This is a genomic window from Pseudomonas sp. 2725 (genome assembly GCF_050434585.1).
Taxonomy (GTDB): Bacteria; Pseudomonadota; Gammaproteobacteria; order Pseudomonadales; family Pseudomonadaceae; genus Aquipseudomonas; species Aquipseudomonas jessenii.
Genome location: NZ_JBNDIV010000006.1, coordinates 185370 through 203614, shown reverse-complemented (window position 1 = coordinate 203614; position 18245 = coordinate 185370). Strand labels below are relative to the sequence as shown.

Genomic DNA, 18245 nt, shown 5'->3' with positions numbered 1-18245 from the left:
CGCTCACCCTAGCGATCCTGTATGACAGAAAGATGACAATGCAGTGACGCACCAAATCCACCGCCAGCGGGACTGGCAGAGGATCGAAAATTTGAGGTGTGTAAAAGGCCGGCCTGCAAGCAGATCCGGCCTTTTACTTGAGTCCGGAAGGATTCACCCCGGACTCAATTTGTTACTTTTTTACGACTGCAGTGCCGCCTTCCGCCAGACCCAGGTCAGCCAGTGCTTTTGCAGCAACCTTGGCTGGCAGTGGGATGTAGCCGTCTTTCACCACAACTTCCTGGCCCTGTTTGGACAGAACCAGCTTCACGAACTCAGCTTCCAGCGGAGCCAAAGGCTTGTTCGGGGCTTTGTTGACGTACACGTACAGGAAGCGCGACAGCGGGTACTTGCCGTTCAGGGCGTTTTCTTCAGTGTCTTCAACAAACTCGGTGCTGCCTTTCTTGGCCAGGGCCACCGTCTTCACGCTGGCAGTCTTGTAACCGATACCCGAGTAACCGATGCCGTTCAGCGAGGAGCTGATCGACTGCACAACCGAAGCCGAGCCTGGCTGTTCGTTGACGTTTGCCTTGAAGTCACCTTTGCACAGGGCTTCTTCCTTGAAGTAGCCATAAGTGCCGGATACCGAGTTACGACCGAACAGCTGAACCGGCTTGTTGGCCAGGTCGCCGGTCACACCCAGGTCACCCCAGGTTTTGACGTCGGCTTTGCCGCCGCACAGACGGGTGGACGAGAAGACCGCATCGACCTGTTCCATGGTCATATGCTTGATCGGGTTGTCCTTGTGCACGAATACGGCCAAGGCATCCACGGCAACCGGAATAGCGGTTGGCTTGTAACCGTATTTGGTTTCGAAGGCCTGCAGCTCGTTGTCCTTCATTTTGCGGCTCATCGGACCCAGGTTAGCGGTGCCTTCGGTCAGCGCAGGTGGCGCGGTAGAAGAACCGGCGGCCTGAATCTGGATGTTTACGTTCGGATATTCTTTTTTGTAGTTCTCAGCCCAGAGGGTCATGAGGTTGGCCAGGGTATCGGAGCCGACGCTGGACAGGTTGCCCGACACACCAGTGGTCTTGGTGTAGCTCGGGATAGCAGGGTCAACAGCGGCAACCGCGTTGGCAGTCGCAACGCCAGCAGCGACAAAAGTCATTGCCGCCATCAAACGCTTCAGTTTCATGCCTTACTCCTAGCAGATAGGGTGTGTTAAGTCGGGGCCAAGTATCAGCAGGCCGTGTGAACACTCTATGGCTGAAATATGACAATTGGATGAAAGGCCAGCATTCCGCTCGGAAGGCTGGCCTTTCAGTTGTAACTGTAAATGTTGGAATTGGCTGGATTTAGCCGAGAGAGCAGCGCCCGCCGTTGCCACTACTAACGGATCAACGGCCTTTCTTCCATAGCCAGGCGCCGACCAGGATCCCCACCCCGCACAGCACTGCCACATAATAGGCAGGCCCCATCGCACTTTCCTTGAGCAACAGGCTGACGATCATCGGCGTCAGACCACCGAAAATCGCGTAGGCGACGTTGTAGGAGAACGACAGGCCGCTGAAACGCACCACCGGCGGGAACGCCTTGACCATCACATACGGCACCGCGCCGATGGTGCCGACCAGCAGACCGGTCAGGGCATACATCGGGAATAGCCAGTCGGGATGATCGGCCAGGCTGTGGTAGAAGGTCCAGGAACTGGCCAGCAATGCGGTACAGCCGATCACGAAGACTCGTCCCGCACCGAAGCGATCGGCCAGTGCGCCGGCAATGATGCAACCAAAACTCAGGAACACGATCGCCACGCTGTTCGCCTGCAGGGACGTGGTTGGCGAGAAGTGATAGACCGTCTGCAACACAGTCGGTGTCATCAGGATCAACACCACGATGGCGGCCGACAGCAGCCAGGTCAGCAGCATCGAAATGGCGATGGCTCCACGATGGTCACGCAACACCGCACGCAGCGGCACTTCTTCGGCCAGGGCCTTGCGCTGTTGCAGCTCGGCGAACACCGGGGTTTCGTGCAGCCAGCGGCGCAGGTACACCGAGAACAGACCGAACACGCCACCCAGCAGGAACGGAATTCGCCAGGCGTAATCCGCTACTTCCACCGGGGTGTAGATACTGTTGATCGCCGTGGCGACCAGCGAACCGAGCAGGATGCCCGCCGTCAGGCCGCTGGTCAGGGTCCCGCAGGCATAGCCGATATGCCGTTGCGGCACGTGTTCGGAAACGAAGACCCATGCACCCGGCACTTCACCGCCAATGGCCGCGCCCTGGATCACCCGCATCAGCAGCAACAGGATCGGCGCCCACATGCCGATCTGTGCATAAGTCGGCAGCAAACCCATGATCAAGGTCGGCACCGCCATCATGAAAATGCTCAGAGTGAACATTTTCTTGCGGCCCAGCAGGTCACCGAAGTGCGCCATCACGATGCCGCCCAGCGGCCGCGCCAGGTAGCCGGCGGCGAAGATGCCGAAGGTCTGCATCAGGCGTAGCCATTCAGGCATGTCCGCCGGGAAGAACAACTTGCCCACCACCGTAGCGAAAAACACGAAGATGATGAAATCGTAGAACTCCAGCGCGCCGCCCAGGGCAGACAGCGATAGAGTCTTGTAGTCGTTGCGGGTCAGCGGACGTGCGGGTTGGTCTGGCTGCGCGATGCTCGAGGGCGCTGTGGTCATGGCAAGGGCTTCTCTTATAGTCGGATCTGCTACCTCAACAACGCTGGCTGAGGTTTGGGCAGGTCCGGCACGATAGCAAATTGTTCGAAAAAGCACATAGAGGTGCGTTTTTGACAGTCAAAATGAGAACCGGACGGTCGTCGCGGAGTCTACCGACCGATATACTCAAAGCCTGCTCCGGTTTTTGAGGGGTTGCTGTGCGAAAGCGCCTGTCAGGTTCATAGGCGATTTCGCAGAGTTTCCCTTTAGGCGCCTGATGGAAAACGTGACGAACGTAGTATGTTCGGTGCTGAATCGTTTTTCCCGAAGACGGCTACCACCAGCAATACCAACGAAGAGTCACGGGTCAGAGGCCCCCCGGCATGATAGAACTCGAACAAGAAGATCCGATCCCGCAAGGCGACCTGGCCTTGCAAATCACCGCGCTCCCACGCGAAACCAACGGCTTTGGCGATATTTTCGGCGGCTGGCTGGTGGCGCAGATGGATTTGGCAGGCACCGCGATGGCCAGCAAGGTCGCCGGCGGACGCGTTGCCACCGTTGCAATCGACCGCATGGCGTTTCTGGTTCCGGTGGCGGTGGGCGCTCAGCTCTCCTTTTATACCCAGGCCCTGGAAATCGGCCGCAGCTCGATCAAGATGATGGTCGAGGTCTGGAGCGACGACCCACTGTCCAGCGAGTGGCGTAAAGTAACCGAAGCGGTGTTTGTGTTCGTTGCCATCGACGGCAGCGGTCGCACCCGTTCGGTTCCACCCCGGGCTCGCTGAAAGAACTTCTAAACCTGGTAGCCGTTTTGCGGTCGATAGTCGTCCACGTTACTGATCGAGAGCTGTCCCATGAGCACGCCCAATGTTGAAGCCGTAAAACTGGATGAACTGAACTGCTGGCGAATTCGCCACGGTCAGGCTGAATTACTGGTGGCCCAGCAAGGCGCGCACATCCTCAGCTATCAACTGGCCGGCCAGCCGCCGCTGATCTGGCTCAATGACGAGGCCGTATTCAAGACCGGCAAGAGCATACGTGCCGGCGTGCCGGTGTGCTGGCCGTGGTTCGGCGTCTTCGACCGTAACCCGCAAAGCGTGCAGGCGATGCGCGTCAGCAATGAAGCGCCATCGGCTCACGGCTTCGTGCGAGCGATGGATTGGGAGCTGGGCGGCATCGAAGCCGAAGGCGAAAGCCTGAAAGTCGAATTCCTCCTGCCCTACCCCGACGGCGGCTTTCCTGGTTGGCCGCACCAGGTGGACTTGACGCTGAGCATTCGCCTCGACGAGCAGTTGCACATCCACCTGACCAGCCATAACCGGGGCGCTGAAACCGTCAGCATCAGCCAGGCGCTGCACAGCTATTTTGCCGTCAGCGATGTGCGCGAGGTGCATGTCGAAGGTGTGGGCGGTCTCAAATACATCGAAACCCTGGATAACTGGAAAACCGTAACCCAGAGCGGTGATCTGCGTTTTACCGGCGAAACCGACCGCATCTATCTCGATGCCCCGCCACTGCTGAGCATCGTCGATCCGGCCTGGGAGCGACGCATCGAACTGACCAGCACGGGCTCACGCACCGCAGTGATCTGGAACCCATGGATCGACCGCGCCGCCGCGTTCAGCGACATAGCCGACGACGGTTGGCAGCGCATGCTGTGCATCGAGACGGCGAACGTGATGGACGATGTGGTGAACCTGAAACCAGGGGCCAGCCATACCCTGGGTGTGAGCGTCGGTAGCAAGCCGCTCTAAGCAACACCACAAAACCAATGTGGGAGCGAGCTTGCTCGCGATGGCGGCGTAACAGGCAACATGAATGTTGAATGTTATGGCCTCATCGCGAGCAATCTCGCTCCCACAGTTTTTTGTGCCATGCCATCTGACGGCGCGTTACAAATCCGACTCTTTCACCACCCGTACCGTCGCCGCATCCAGCGCATACGCCGCATCCGCCAAGTCATTGCTGACCTTCTCGACCTTCAGCGTGCCGGTGACCCACAGCGGCGTGTAGATATCGTTCAGTTTCAGGCCCTTTGGATAGCGCACCAGCACCAGTTGGTTGGGCGGCGGCGGCGGCACGTGGATGCACGCGCCCGGGTACGGCACCAGGAAGAACAACGTACTGCGGCCCTTGGCATCGGACTCCAGCGGCACGGGGTAACCGCCAATGCGGATGTTCTTGTCGTTCATCGACGCAACGGTCTTGGTCGAGTACATCACCGCCGGCAAGCCTTTGGCCTGCTTCATCCCACCCTTGTCGGTGAAAGTGCCATTGGCTTCAGGGGAGTTGTGGTCGATTTCAGGCATGGCCTCGAGGGCCTTCTGGTCCGACTTGGGCATCAATTCGAGCCAGTCGGTTTCCGGCAGTTCACCGGCATGGGCAAGGCCCGTTCCCAATAAAAGTAGAGTCAGCAGAAGACGGCGCATGAAGGTGCTCGGTATAGGAAGGATCAGGAAACGCCGAGCATTCTAGCCCTCCCGGCTTGTGCGGCCGAGAGGACTTTGTCGTCTGGATCAGTTCTTTTTGACCAGGCCGTAGATCACCAGCAACACAACGGCGCCCACCAGCGCACCGATGAAACCTGCGCCTTGGCCGGCCTGATAGATGCCCAGGGCTTGACCGCCGTAAGTGGCCGCCAGCGAACCGCCGATGCCGAGCAGGATCGTCATGATCCAGCCCATGCTGTCATCGCCCGGTTTCAGGAACCGTGCCAGCAGACCGACGATCAAGCCGATAAAGATGGTTCCGATAATTCCCATGGCATTCCCCTCTCAATGAAGTCGCTATTGGAAAGCCTAGTCAGACTTTCGTGACCTGCCATGAGAGAACGGTGCAACCTGAAGGTTCCACCGTTGCACATAAATACTATTCGGCTATCAGTGCTTCAACCTTGAGAATCTGGGCCGTCAGCGTCTCTCGGTCTGCACAACGAAGGTTGGCGTGACCGACCTTGCGACCGACCTTGAACGCCTTGCCATAGTGATGCAGATGGCAATCGGCGATGCTCAGGACCTTCTCGGTCTCAGGCACTTTGCCGATGAAGTTGAGCATCGCGCTTTCGCCGACCTTGGCCGTCGAACCCAACGGCAGACCGGCAACGGCCCGCAGGTGGTTTTCGAACTGGCTGCACTCGGCGCCTTCGGTGGTCCAGTGCCCGGAGTTGTGCACTCGCGGGGCGATTTCGTTGGCCTTGAGGCCACCGTCGACTTCAAAGAACTCGAACGCCATCACGCCCACGTAATCCAGTTGCTTGAGTACACGGCTGGAGTAGTCTTCGGCCAAGGCTTGCAGCGGGTGATCGGTGCTGGCCACGGACAACTTGAGGATGCCGCTGTCGTGGGTGTTGTGTACCAGCGGATAGAAGCGGGTTTCACCGTCGCGGGCACGCACGGCGATCAGCGAGACTTCACCGGTGAACGGCACGAAGCCTTCCAGCAGACAGGCCACGCTGCCCAGCTCGGCAAAGGTGCCAACCACATCTTCTGGCGTGCGCAGGACTTTCTGACCCTTGCCGTCGTAACCCAAAGTACGGGTCTTCAGCACTGCCGGCAGGCCGATGGAAGCCACGGCGGCGTCCAGGTCAGCCTGGGACTGAATGTCGGCGAACGCCGGGGTAGGAATCCCCAGGTCCTTGAACATGCTCTTCTCGAACCAACGATCGCGGGCGATGCGCAGCGCTTCGGCGCTCGGATAGACCGGGACGAATTGCGACAGGAAAGCCACGGTCTCGGCCGGAACGCTTTCGAACTCGAAGGTCACCAGATCGACTTCATCGGCCAGCTGGCGCAGGTGATCCTGATCGCCGTAATCGGCTCGCAGGTGTTCGCCCAACGCGGCTGCGCAAGCATCCGGAGCCGGGTCCAGGAAAGCGAAGTTCATGCCCAGCGGAGTGCCCGCCAGCGCCAACATGCGACCCAACTGGCCGCCACCGATTACACCGATCTTCATCGTCAACAACCTCAGGCGATGCGTGGGTCTGGATTGTCCAGGACGCTGTCTGTCTGCTCAGCACGGAAGGTTTTCAGCACCGCGTGGAACTGCGGGTACTTGGCGCCAAGGATACTCGCCGACAGCAGCGCCGCGTTGATCGCGCCCGCCTTGCCAATGGCCAGGGTGGCGACCGGAATGCCCGCCGGCATCTGCACAATGGAAAGCAGCGAATCAACGCCGGACAGCATTGCCGATTGTACTGGTACGCCCAGCACCGGCAGGTGGGTCTTGGCTGCACACATGCCTGGCAAGTGGGCTGCGCCACCGGCACCGGCGATGATCACCTCGATGCCACGCGCCTCGGCTTCTTCAGCGTACTGGAACAGCAGGTCCGGGGTGCGGTGGGCAGAAACCACTTTCACCTCGTAGGGGATGCCGAGCTTTTCCAGCATATCGGCGGTGTGGCTAAGGGTGGACCAATCGGACTTGGAGCCCATGATCACGCCAACCAGTGCACTCATCGTCGTGCCTCTTCTCTCTGGGCGCCCGCAGGCGCATCAAAAAACAACAAGCCACGCAGGATGCGTGGCTTGATTGTACGAATTATGGCCGGTCGTAACCGGCCGAAGGCCGCGCAGTATACCGCAATACGACAGATAAACAGCCCCTGTCGCGACCATCTGTCATCTGGGGCCAAACAGCGGTTTATTGATTTTAAGGTCAAGAATTTTAGTTAGTAATGAAGCCTCGAAGATCACTAACAACCTCAAACCAATAAACTTCAATCACTGCCCTGCGCAATACTATTTAAAACACTATCAAAAGCAAACCCATGCGCCGGATGATATATAACTGCACGACAGTTATTTTTAATAATCGCCCCAACCTATTTATAGATGCGTCAATTCCCCTCACATAGTTTGAAGGCGGATTCACAATGAGATATCGAAATGCAAAACCCACTGATGAAATTCATGACTTTTATAGCTGCATTACTTTTGAGCCTCAATATTCACGCTAACGACAGCCCGCCGTTGAAAGACGACCGTCTCGATCCAATTCGGATTTACTTCATCTTCCATGACGACATACCGAAGTCGAAAAGAGACAGCATACATGGTGATTACATTCATCCTTTCATTGAAGAGTTTCAAAGCATCACCGGCCGCAAGGCCCATGTGGTTTTTGATGAACACATAGCCCCATACAGTAACTTCAAATACAGAAGTTCCGACCGGGAGAAAGTAATAAAGGAATGGAGAGAACTTGCCTGGCAATACAGAAAGAAAAGAAATGATGATAAGGAATTTCGAATATCTCGCAACGACAGAGTGCTTTTGATCACTAACGATATGATTAACGGCCATCCCTTATTCGGAGGCGTTGGAGGTATCGCGGATGCACAACCGGGAAGAGCCGCCATTGCGTCTCTTGATTTCAAGCAAGGGGTCGGCCATGAACTGGGGCACACCTTCAACGCCGATCATGAAGATGGCGAAGTTTTGTATAACGGTTGGTGGTGCGAAACCTTCATGCTCCCAGCCCTGCAGCTCAGGTCGAATTGCATGGTATTTAGCGATGCAAATCGAAAGCGCATCAAGGACTATGTAGACAGCCTGTATTGAAACTTCAACGCATCCCCCAATTTCAACTCGAGCCATTTATGACTTGAAAAACCAATGGATTATATTATGTCAAAACGACCGATCAGGCTTAACGTCTTCCTGCACGAAGATCTGAAAGGCATTAACGAAGACTTGCTCCACCAAGATTATTTCGACTGGCTGGCAGATACGGTCTCCCGAATCTCAGGCCGCACAATGGACGTTATTTTAATACAACCTTCAGACGCCCCAACATTAAGCAGCTTCAACTATAAATCCGAAAATATGGAGCTCTTGATAAGTCAATTTCAAGACACTCTCCTTACCCATCTGGAAAATCAAGAGAGCGACACTAACGATGCCACTATCAACAAGTATTTGCTATTAACGCGCGACGACATCAATAAAAGTACGCTGGGTGTTGCTCGAAGACAAGGTGCGCTAGGAATTGCCTCGATCACATCGAAATTAACGGCATCCCATGAGGTTGGGCATATGCTCGATGCCGTTCATGAAGATAGCGATGAAAACGTTTCCACCTACTACGGAACCTACAAATCGATAATGTACAAAACCACAGGAAAGTCGGCGTTTGTCTTCAGCAAGAAAAACCAAGAGAACATTCGCAATTACCTCAATCAGTACCCTTGATCTGATTGACGCCGTTTTCGACAGATCAAGGCCAACTCGATTGGCCTTGATCACGCTTCGCCCTCAGGAAGCAGAACCCGCCGCTCCGCCTTCCAGTTTGCGCCACAACAACCGCACATTGGCCTTGCGCACAAGGGCGCAGCGGTAGAGACGAATTTCCAGCGGCACATGCCATTGCGGCCCTCCGCAGACCACCAGTTCACCGCGCGCCAGTTCGGCACGCACGCTCAGTTGTGGCACCCAGGCAATGCCCAGGCCTTCAAGAGCCATGCTTTTCAGGCTGTCGGCCATCGCAGTTTCGTAGATGGTGGTGAAGCGCAGCGCCCGTTGGCGCAGCAACATGTTCACCGAACGACCGAGGAACGCACCGGCGCTGTAGGCCAACAGCGGCACGCTGCCCTCGCCTTCCAGATCGAACAGCGGCTTGCCCTCGGCGTCTGCCGCGCAGACCGGCAGCATCTCGGTGTGGCCAAGGTGTAGTGAGGGGAAGATTTCGGGGTCCATTTGCATGGCCGCGTCCGGATCATAGAACGCCAGCATCAGATCGCAGCCGCCTTCGCGCAAGGCATGCACGGCGTCACCGACGTTGGTCGCCACCAGCCGCGTGGCGATGTTCAAACCTTCGTTGCGCAACTGCGCGATCCAGCGCGGAAAGAAACCGAGCGCCAGGGAGTGCGCGGCAGCGACCTGCATCACTTCGCCCTGCCCGCCCTCCAAGTGATGCAGATGGCGCAATACTTCGCCCAGCTGTTCGACCACGGTGCGCGCGGTGACCAGAAACAATTGCCCTGCCGCCGTCAGCTCCACCGGCGTGCGCGAACGGTTGACCAGGGTCAGCCCCAACGCGGCTTCAAGGCTGCGGATTCGCCGACTGAACGCCGGCTGCGTCACAAAACGCCGCTCGGCGGCCTGGGAGAAACTGCGGGTGGCGGCCAGGGCACTGAAGTCCTCCAGCCATTTGCTTTCCAGATTCATCACGTCCTCCCGGACACGCACCAATTTAGGTCACACGTTCGCCGTCAAGCCGGCGTCACACGGGCATTATGCCGAATATGCATAGCCTAGTGTTTAACAGCATTGGCCCAAAATTCTACACAAGCCTAGCATTCACAGCGTTCCGGCACAGACCGGGTCCATATTGAGATGATTTCTATCATGTCCTCCGCTGCATCATTCCGCACAGAAAATGACCTGCTTGGCGCCCTCGAAGTACCGGCTCAAGCGTATTACGGTATCCAGACCCTGCGAGCGGTGAATAACTTCCGCCTTTCGGGCGTTCCGATTTCGCACTACCCGAAACTGGTTGTCGGTCTGGCCATGGTTAAACAGGCCGCTGCTGACGCCAACCGTGAGTTGGGTCACCTGAGCGAAGCCAAGCACGCCGCCATCAGCGAAGCCTGTGCCCGATTGATCCGCGGTGATTTCCACGAAGAGTTCGTGGTCGACATGATTCAAGGTGGCGCCGGTACCTCCACCAACATGAACGCCAACGAAGTGATCGCCAACGTTGCTCTGGAAGCAATGGGTCACCAGAAAGGCGAGTACCAGTACCTGCACCCGAACGACGACGTCAACATGGCGCAGTCGACCAACGACGCTTACCCAACGGCGATCCGCCTGGGTCTGCTGCTCGGTCACGACACTCTGCTGGCCAGCCTCGACAGCCTGATTCAGGCGTTTGCGGCCAAGGGCAAAGAATTCGATCACGTCCTGAAAATGGGCCGTACTCAACTGCAAGACGCCGTGCCAATGACCCTCGGCCAGGAATTCCGTGCCTTCGCCACCACCATGGGCGAAGACCTGGCCCGTCTGAAGACGCTGGCCCCGGAACTGCTGACTGAAGTGAACCTGGGTGGCACCGCGATCGGTACCGGCATCAACGCCGACCCACGTTATCAAGCACTGGCGGTACAGCGCCTGGCACTGATCAGCGGTCAACCGCTGGTGCCAGCGGCCGACCTGATCGAAGCGACTTCCGACATGGGCGCCTTCGTGCTGTTCTCCGGCATGCTCAAGCGCACCGCGGTCAAGCTGTCGAAGATCTGTAACGACCTGCGCCTGCTGTCCAGCGGCCCACGCACCGGCATCAACGAAATCAACCTGCCGGCGCGTCAGCCAGGCAGCTCGATCATGCCCGGCAAGGTCAACCCGGTCATCCCGGAAGCTGTGAACCAGGTAGCGTTCCAGGTCATCGGTAACGACTTGGCACTGACCATGGCAGCCGAAGGCGGCCAACTGCAGTTGAACGTGATGGAGCCGCTGATCGCCTTCAAGATCTTCGACTCGATCCGCCTGCTGCAACGTGCCATGGACATGCTGCGCGAGCACTGCATCGTCGGCATCACCGCCAACGAAGCACGCTGCCGTGAACTGGTCGAGCACTCGATCGGCCTGGTCACCGCGCTGAACCCGTACATCGGCTACAAAAATGCCACCCGTATCGCCGGCCTCGCCCTCGAAAGCGGCCGTGGCGTGCTGGAACTGGTGCGCGAAGAAGGTCTGCTCGACGAAGCCATGCTCGCCGACATCCTGCGCCCGGAAAACATGATTGCGCCGCGTCTGGTGCCTCTGAAGGCATAACCCGACGCGTTACTTGTAGCACCGCTCACCAGGTCGAGGGACTAGACACCTCTCACCTTTTGAGGGCTTGGAGATCAATCTCCAGGCCCTTTTTTTTAACCATTTGCCAGTGAAAACCGTATGTCTGGGGACTGACCAATGTGGGAGCGGGCTTGCTCGCGAAGGCGGTGGCACATTCAACAATGACGTGTCTGATACACCGCTTTCGCGAGCAAGCCCGCTCCCACCAAGAGCAGTTCCCACATAGCCTGACAGCAAAAATGTCAGGTGTTTCAAAGGCTTCGTTTCACCGCACGCACCACAACCGTGCAGACGGACGGCACTGTCATCGGTATAGTGCCGCCCCTCTTCGCATGAGCGGTCGTCGGTAGCGAGGCCACAACCCATGCGAAACCCGAACTAATAACAAACCCGCGATATGAAACCGGGACGAACTTCGTACCGCCCATTGTGCCGTGCGCCAAGGGGTGTAACTCGATGTGTCTGTCCGGCCAGCATTGTTGCCTACACAAAAAACAGCGAGGAATAATCCATGCTCGAAGTCATTAACGACTTCCTCTCAGGGAAAGTACTGATCGTGCTCATTGTCGGGCTCGGTAGTTACTTCACGATCCGCTCGCGTTTCGTTCAATTGCGTCACTTCTTCCACATGTTCGCGGTGTTCCGCGACAGCCTCAAAAGCAGCGCCGGGCAACTGAGCTCGTTCCAGGCCCTGATGCTCAGCCTCGCCGGCCGCGTCGGTGCGGGCAACATCGCCGGTGTCGGCATTGCCGTGACCCTCGGTGGCCCAGGTGCGGTGTTCTGGATGTGGGTGACCGCGCTGGTCGGCATGTCCAGCAGCTTCTTCGAATGCTCCCTCGGCCAGCTCTACAAGCGCTGCGATTCCGAGGGCCAGTTCCGCGGTGGCCCGTCCTATTACATCCAGCACGGTTTGCAAAAACGCTGGTTGGGCATGCTGATGGCGTTCCTGTTGCTGGTGACGTTCGGCTTCGCCTTCAACGGCCTGCAAGCTCACGCTGTGACGCACTCGCTGAACAACGCGTTCGGCCTCGACACCACTTACACCGGCATCGGCCTGGCCGTACTGCTGGGCCTGGTGTTCATCGGCGGGATCAAGCGCATCGCCAAGGTCGCCGACCTGTTGGTGCCGGTGAAAACCCTGGCGTACATCGGCGTGACCATCTACGTGATCGTGCTGCAGTTCGACCAGGTGCCGGACATGCTGATGACCATCGTCAAGAGCGCCTTCGGTCTGGACCAGGCTTTCGGTGGCCTGATCGGCAGCGCCATTATCATGGGCGTGAAGCGTGGCGTGTTCGCCAACGAAGCAGGTCTGGGCAGTGCACCTAACGTGGCGGCGGTTGCAGCGGTCGAACACCCGGTGGCGCAAGGCGTGGTCCAGGCGTTCAGCGTGTTCCTCGATACCTTCGTGATCTGCACCTGCACCGCGTTGCTGATTCTGCTCTCCGGTTTCTACACCCCTGGCTTCGAAGGCGACGGCATTGCCCTGACCCAGAACTCACTGGCCGCCGTGGTCGGTGACTGGGGCCGGATGTTCATCTCCGTAGCCCTGGCGTTGTTCGTGTTCACCTCGATCCTCTACAACTACTACCTGGGTGAGAACAACCTGCGCTTTTTGATCGGTGAAAACCGCAAAGCGCTGATGGGCTATCGCGCGCTGGTACTGGTGCTGATTTTCTGGGGAGCCATCGAAAACCTCGGCACCGTGTTCGCTTTCGCCGACATCACCATGACCATGCTCGCGTTCGTCAACCTGATCGCGCTCTTCCTGCTGTTCAAGGTCGGCATGCGCATCCTGCGTGACTACGATGACCAACGCGCCGCCGGGATCAAGACTCCGGTGTTCGACTCCGCCAAGTTCCCGGATCTGGATCTGGATCGCCAGGCGTGGCCGGCCAACCCGCCTGCCGCTGTCGGCAAGACTGAAGTTGAGCCGCAAGGCGTACCCGCAGCGCAACGCTGACAGGTAAATGACGGGCGCATCGCGTGCGCCCGTCAGTTAAAGTTCGAAAAACTGTGGGAGCGAGCTTGCTCGCGATGGCGCACTGTCAGTCAACATAGCGATGTCTGACATACCGCTATCGCGAGCAAGCTCGCTCCCACAGGAACTCTTCCTTTCGGAGAATCTTCATGAATTCGTCGACCTACCCCGCCGCCCAGCACGTCATGGTGCTCTACACCGGTGGCACCATCGGCATGCAGGCGAGCGCCAACGGCCTGGCCCCGGCGTCCGGTTTCGAAGCGCGGATGCGCGACTATCTGCACAGCCAGCCTGAACTGGTGGTACCGCAATGGCGTTTCCGTGAAATGTCGCCGCTGATCGACAGTGCCAACATGACCCCGACGTACTGGCAGCAGTTGCGTGAAGCGGTGGTCGATGCGGTGGATGTTCAGGGCTGCGACAGCGTGCTGATCCTGCATGGCACCGACACCCTGGCCTACAGCGCGGCCGCGATGAGTTTCCAGTTGCTCGGCCTGCATGCCCGCGTGTGTTTCACCGGCTCGATGCTGCCGGCAGGTGTAACGGACAGCGACGCCTGGGAAAACCTCGGCGGCGCGCTGGTTGCGCTGGGCCAAGGCCTGGCGCCGGGCGTGCATCTGTACTTCCATGGCGAACTGCTGGACCCGACCCGTTGCGCCAAGGTGCGCAGTTTTGGCCGTCATCCCTTCAAGCGACTGGTGCGTCAGGGCGGCGGTGTGAAAGCGGCCTCGATTCCGGCACAACTGAACTACAACCAGCCGAAGCAATTGGCGAAGGTCGCGGTATTGCCGCTGTTTCCCGGCATTAGCGCCGAGGTGCTGGATGGTTTGCTCGACAGCGGTATTCAAGGTCTGGTGCTGGAGTGCTACGGCAGCGGCACCGGGCCGAGCGACAATCCAGAGTTCCTCGCCAGCCTCGGCCGTGCACGGGACAACGGCGTGGTGGTGGTTGCCGTTACCCAATGCCATGAAGGTGGCGTGAAGCTCGATGTGTATGAGGCAGGCAGCCGCCTGCGTGGGGTTGGCGTGCTGTCCGGTGGCGGCATGACCCGTGAGGCGGCGTTTGGCAAGTTGCATGGCTTGCTGGGAGCCGGACTCGAAGCGGCCGAGGTTCGCCGTCTCGTTGAACTCGACCTCTGCGGCGAATTGAGCTGACACACCACACCACGTGTAGGAGCGAGCTCGCTCGCGATGGTCGTTAACGATAACGCCGGGAGCCTGACACCCCGCGGCGCTCTCAGGCTTTTCGCGAGCGGGCTCGCTCCTACAGTTTCCAGCGCTCGGCATATAACTTGCTGTGTTCCAGCTATCCCAAGGCTGGAAGTCCTTATGCTCCACTCCCACCTCACCACCCTCAATGCCGTCTCCCTGGTACTCGATGCCTTCAAGGCACAAGGCTTGTCCAGCGAAGCACTGCTGGCCGGAAGCGGCATCAGTGCGGCAGATCTGAACCGTGCCGACACGCGCATCACCACCAATCAGGAAATGCAGGTCTGTGCCAACGCCGTCGCGCTCAAGCGTGACATCGGCCTGGAACTGGGCCGGCGGATGCACGTCTCCTGCTACGGCATGCTCGGTTACGCCCTGCTCACCAGTGCCACCTTCGGTGACGCTTTGCGTCTGGCGATGCGTTATCCGGCGCTGCTGGGAACACTTTTCGAACTGAGCCTTGAAGACGATGGAGAACGCATCTGGTTCGCCGCCGCCGATTACCGCGAGAGCCCGACCATGGCGGTGTTCAACGCCGAGTTCTGCCTGGTGTCGCTGAAAGTCACCTGCGACGACCTGCTCGGCCATCCTTTGCCCTTGCTCGGCGCACGCTTCGAACATGCCGCGCCCGACTACGAGACAAGCTACGCCGAACACTTCGATTGCCCTGTGCACTTCGGCGCGCGCAACAATGCCTTCGCCTTTGACAAGCGCTGGCTCGACCAGCCATTGCCGCTGGCCGATGTCATCACCCATCAAGCCATGGCCGAACGCTGCCGCAAACAGAACATCGAGTTCACCGGGCGACAGGCCTGGTTGGGACGGATCCGCCAATTGCTCAGCGCGCAACTGAATGCCGCGCCCGGGCTGGAGGGGCTGGCCGAGCAAATGAACTGTTCGGCGCGGACCTTGCGCCGGCATCTCAAGGACATGGGTTGCAGCTACCAGGAGCTGCTCGACGAACTGCGCTTCGAGCAGGCCAAGCAAATGCTTTGCGAGGATCAATTGCCGATCTATCAGATTGCCGAAGCGTTGGGCTTCAGCGAGACCGCGAGTTTTCGCCATGCCTTTGTGCGCTGGAGTGGTGTGGCGCCGAGTCAGTTCCGGCCCTGAGGGCTGTAGTGACCGATCTGCCGCCATCGCGAGCAAGCTCGCTCCCACAAGGGGTATGCGTCTTACAAAAAATCGCGGACGCTGAGGCTCACCTGTGGGAGCGAGCTTGCTCGCGAAGGCGGCCGCGAGAGCTCCGCATTATCAAGGGGCGAATTTCGGTCAAATGTTTTGGCCATATTGATCCCCTTTTGGCCTTTCCTGCCGTTCTCCGATTCGCCGTGCGCCGCAACACTGGGGGCAACCGAATCAGCCCTGCGGAGAACAACAAATGCTGACGATCTACTCTGACGATCACCACCTGCACCATGGCCGCTGCGAACTCATCGACGGCCAGCTCAAGCCGTGCTTCGAGATGCCATCGCGCGCCGATCATGTGCTGCAACGCGTGCAGAACCAGAACCTTGGCCCAGTCGAAGCGCCAAAGGATTTCGGTCTTGAGCCTATCGCCCGCATTCACAGCCGCGACTACCTCGACTTCTTCAAAGGTGCCTGGGCACGCTGGACCGAGTTCAACACCGACGGTGACCTGCTGCCCTACACCTGGCCTGCACGCACCTTGCGCCCGATCAAACCGACCAGCCTGCACGGCCAACTCGGCTATTACAGCTTCGACGGCGGCGCCCCGATCACCGCCGGCACCTGGCAAGCGGCGTACAGCGCAGCACAAGTCGCGCTCACCGCCCAAGCTGAAATCCAGCGCGGCGCCCGTTCTGCTTTCGCCCTGTGCCGTCCACCGGGACACCACGCCGCCAGCGATTTGATGGGTGGTTATTGCTACCTCAACAACGCCGCCATCGCGGCCCAGGCGTTCCTCGATCAGGGCCACAAAAAAGTCGCGATCCTCGACGTCGATTACCACCACGGCAACGGCACCCAGTCGATTTTCTACGAGCGAAGCGATGTGCTGTTCACCTCGATCCACGGTCACCCGGAAGCCGAGTTTCCGTTCTTCCTCGGCTATGAAGACGAGCTGGGCGAAGGTGCCGGCGAAGGCTTCAACTTCAACTATCCGCTGGCCGCTGGCTCGGGCTGGGACACCTGGAGTGCGGCGCTGGAGCAGGCCTGCAAAGAGATCGACAACTACGGTGCCGACATCATCGTCGTGTCCCTGGGCGTCGACACCTTCAAGGACGATCCGATCTCGCAATTCAAACTCGACAGCCCGGACTATCTGGCCATGGGCAAGCGCATCGCCGGCCTCGGCAAGCCAACGCTGTTCGTGATGGAAGGCGGTTATGCGGTGGAAGAAATCGGCATCAACGCCGTGAACGTACTCGAAGGCTTTGAAAGCGCTCAGTGAGGAAAACAACAATGAACAGACTCAAGCGCTTTATCGCTCCCGCGCTGTGCGCCACGCTGCTCGGTGGTGCCGTGCACGCTGAAGAACGCACGCTGCGCGTCTACAACTGGTTCGACTACATCACCCCCAAGGCCCTGGAAGACTTCAAGGCTCAGAACGCCCAGACCAAACTGGTCTACGACATCTTCGACACCAACGAAGCACTGGAAGCCAAGCTGCTGACCGGCAACTCCGGCTACGACGTGGTGGTGCCGTCCAACGTGTTCCTCGCCAAGCAAATCGAAGCCGGCGTATTCCAGCCCCTGGACCGCAGCAAGCTGCCGAACTGGAACCACCTCGATCCCAAGCTGATGAAGCTGATCGAAGCCAACGACCCGGGCAACAAATTTGCCGTGCCGTACATGTACGGGACCATCCTGATCGGCTTCAACCCGGACAAGGTCAAGGCAGCCCTGGGCGCCGACGCGCCGGTAGACAGCTGGGACCTGATCTTCAAGGAAGAGAACATCAGCAAGCTCAAGCAGTGCGGTGTCGCCCTGCTCGACTCGCCCTCGGAGATCCTGCCGCTGGCCCTGCAACACCTCGGCCTGGCCCCCAACAGCAAGAAGCCTGCGGACTATGACAAGGCTGAAGCACTGCTGATGAAGATCCGTCCGTACATCACCTACTTCCACTCGTCCAAGTACATGGCTGACATTGCCAACGGTGACATCTGTGTCGCAGTCGGCTATTCCGGCAGCTTCTCGCAAGCCGCCAATCGCGCCAAGGAAGCCAAGAATGGGGTGGTCGTCGACATGCGTTTGCCGAAGGAAGGCGCGCCGATCTGGTTCGACATGCTGGCGATTCCGAAGGGGGCGAAAAACCCCGAAGACGCCTACACCTTCATCAACTACCTGCTACAGCCGCAGGTGATTGCACCGGTCAGTGACTTTGTCGGTTACCCGAACCCGAACAAGGACGCCACGGAGCTGGTCGACCCGGCGATCCGCAACAACCCGAACCTGTACCCGACCGATGCGGCGATGGGTACGCTCTACACCCTGCAACCGCTGCCGCGCGATGCCGAGCGCGCGCGGACCCGGGCCTGGACCAAGATCAAGTCGGGCACCTGATAGCCGACGCGGGTTTATCCTGACCTGCGCTTGCGCAGGTCTTTTTTTTTGCCCGCGATATTTATTTACCGCCAACGCCGCTATA

The 18245-nt window shown here is 58.7% G+C and carries 17 protein-coding genes; 10 read left to right on the top strand and 7 right to left on the bottom strand.

From position 1 onward, the window contains the following. Positions 1-172: 172 nt before the first annotated feature. Together ABIE16_RS18650 and ABIE16_RS18645 are read right to left on the bottom strand one after the other, a co-directional pair. On the bottom strand, positions 173-1174 hold the full coding sequence (locus ABIE16_RS18650) for a phosphate ABC transporter substrate-binding protein PstS family protein (protein ID WP_429521715.1): 1002 nt from the start codon (positions 1172-1174) through the stop codon (positions 173-175). Positions 1175-1376: 202 nt separating this feature from the next. Further along, positions 1377-2675: an MFS transporter gene (locus ABIE16_RS18645; protein WP_057712720.1), complete on the bottom strand. Its 1299-nt coding sequence runs from the start codon at positions 2673-2675 to the stop codon at positions 1377-1379. 362 nt (positions 2676-3037) lie between these two features. Here ABIE16_RS18645 and ABIE16_RS18640 point away from each other — a divergent pair, with 362 nt between their 5' ends. Then, a complete protein-coding gene (locus tag ABIE16_RS18640; protein ID WP_007942704.1) occupies positions 3038-3442 on the top strand; it encodes an acyl-CoA thioesterase in 405 nt (134 codons plus the stop codon). Between the two features lie 69 nt (positions 3443-3511). Continuing rightward, on the top strand, positions 3512-4411 hold the full coding sequence (locus ABIE16_RS18635; RefSeq protein ID WP_429521714.1) for a D-hexose-6-phosphate mutarotase: 900 nt from the start codon (positions 3512-3514) through the stop codon (positions 4409-4411). A gap of 138 nt (positions 4412-4549) precedes the next feature. Here ABIE16_RS18635 and ABIE16_RS18630 read toward each other — a convergent pair whose 3' ends face one another. The 4 genes from ABIE16_RS18630 to purE form a co-directional block, all read right to left on the bottom strand. Then, positions 4550-5086 carry a DUF3299 domain-containing protein gene (locus tag ABIE16_RS18630; protein ID WP_090452186.1) on the bottom strand — a complete coding sequence of 179 codons (537 nt, stop codon included), beginning with the start codon at positions 5084-5086 and terminating at the stop codon, positions 4550-4552. A gap of 87 nt (positions 5087-5173) precedes the next feature. Further along, positions 5174-5419, bottom strand: a complete 246-nt coding sequence (locus tag ABIE16_RS18625; RefSeq protein WP_007928514.1) for a GlsB/YeaQ/YmgE family stress response membrane protein — start codon at positions 5417-5419, stop codon at positions 5174-5176. Positions 5420-5525: 106 nt separating this feature from the next. Continuing rightward, the gene (locus ABIE16_RS18620) at positions 5526-6608 is read right to left on the bottom strand and encodes a 5-(carboxyamino)imidazole ribonucleotide synthase (RefSeq protein ID WP_057712717.1); all 1083 of its coding nucleotides are present in this window, start codon (positions 6606-6608) and stop codon (positions 5526-5528) included. Between the two features lie 11 nt (positions 6609-6619). Further along, positions 6620-7111, bottom strand: coding sequence for a 5-(carboxyamino)imidazole ribonucleotide mutase (gene purE / locus ABIE16_RS18615; RefSeq protein WP_429521713.1), 492 nt, complete (start codon positions 7109-7111; stop codon positions 6620-6622). Positions 7112-7540: 429 nt separating this feature from the next. Between purE and ABIE16_RS18610 the strand changes: the two genes are divergently transcribed. Both ABIE16_RS18610 and ABIE16_RS18605 read left to right on the top strand, forming a co-directional pair. Beyond that, a complete protein-coding gene (locus ABIE16_RS18610; protein ID WP_429521712.1) occupies positions 7541-8215 on the top strand; it encodes a hypothetical protein in 675 nt (224 codons plus the stop codon). 66 nt (positions 8216-8281) lie between these two features. Next, positions 8282-8845 (top strand): hypothetical protein, encoded by a 564-nt coding sequence (locus tag ABIE16_RS18605; protein WP_429521711.1) that lies wholly within the window; start codon positions 8282-8284, stop codon positions 8843-8845. Between the two features lie 63 nt (positions 8846-8908). Here the strand turns inward: ABIE16_RS18605 and ABIE16_RS18600 are convergent, their stop codons facing one another. Next, on the bottom strand, positions 8909-9820 hold the full coding sequence (locus ABIE16_RS18600; protein WP_090452193.1) for a LysR substrate-binding domain-containing protein: 912 nt from the start codon (positions 9818-9820) through the stop codon (positions 8909-8911). A gap of 180 nt (positions 9821-10000) precedes the next feature. Between ABIE16_RS18600 and ABIE16_RS18595 the strand changes: the two genes are divergently transcribed. The 6 genes from ABIE16_RS18595 (at position 10001) to ABIE16_RS18570 (ending at position 18160) form a co-directional block, all read left to right on the top strand. Continuing rightward, positions 10001-11425 carry an aspartate ammonia-lyase gene (locus tag ABIE16_RS18595; RefSeq protein ID WP_034152112.1) on the top strand — a complete coding sequence of 475 codons (1425 nt, stop codon included), beginning with the start codon at positions 10001-10003 and terminating at the stop codon, positions 11423-11425. A 532-nt stretch (positions 11426-11957) separates the two neighbouring features. Then, on the top strand, positions 11958-13409 hold the full coding sequence (locus ABIE16_RS18590) for an alanine/glycine:cation symporter family protein (protein WP_090452195.1): 1452 nt from the start codon (positions 11958-11960) through the stop codon (positions 13407-13409). 167 nt (positions 13410-13576) lie between these two features. Continuing rightward, positions 13577-14581, top strand: coding sequence for an asparaginase (locus tag ABIE16_RS18585; protein ID WP_429521710.1), 1005 nt, complete (start codon positions 13577-13579; stop codon positions 14579-14581). A gap of 174 nt (positions 14582-14755) precedes the next feature. Beyond that, positions 14756-15748 (top strand): AraC family transcriptional regulator, encoded by a 993-nt coding sequence (locus ABIE16_RS18580; RefSeq protein ID WP_090452197.1) that lies wholly within the window; start codon positions 14756-14758, stop codon positions 15746-15748. A 268-nt stretch (positions 15749-16016) separates the two neighbouring features. Then, positions 16017-17048: a histone deacetylase family protein gene (locus tag ABIE16_RS18575; protein WP_429521709.1), complete on the top strand. Its 1032-nt coding sequence runs from the start codon at positions 16017-16019 to the stop codon at positions 17046-17048. An 11-nt stretch (positions 17049-17059) separates the two neighbouring features. Beyond that, positions 17060-18160, top strand: a complete 1101-nt coding sequence (locus ABIE16_RS18570) for a polyamine ABC transporter substrate-binding protein (RefSeq protein WP_429521708.1) — start codon at positions 17060-17062, stop codon at positions 18158-18160. The last annotated feature ends 85 nt before the right edge of the window (positions 18161-18245 follow it).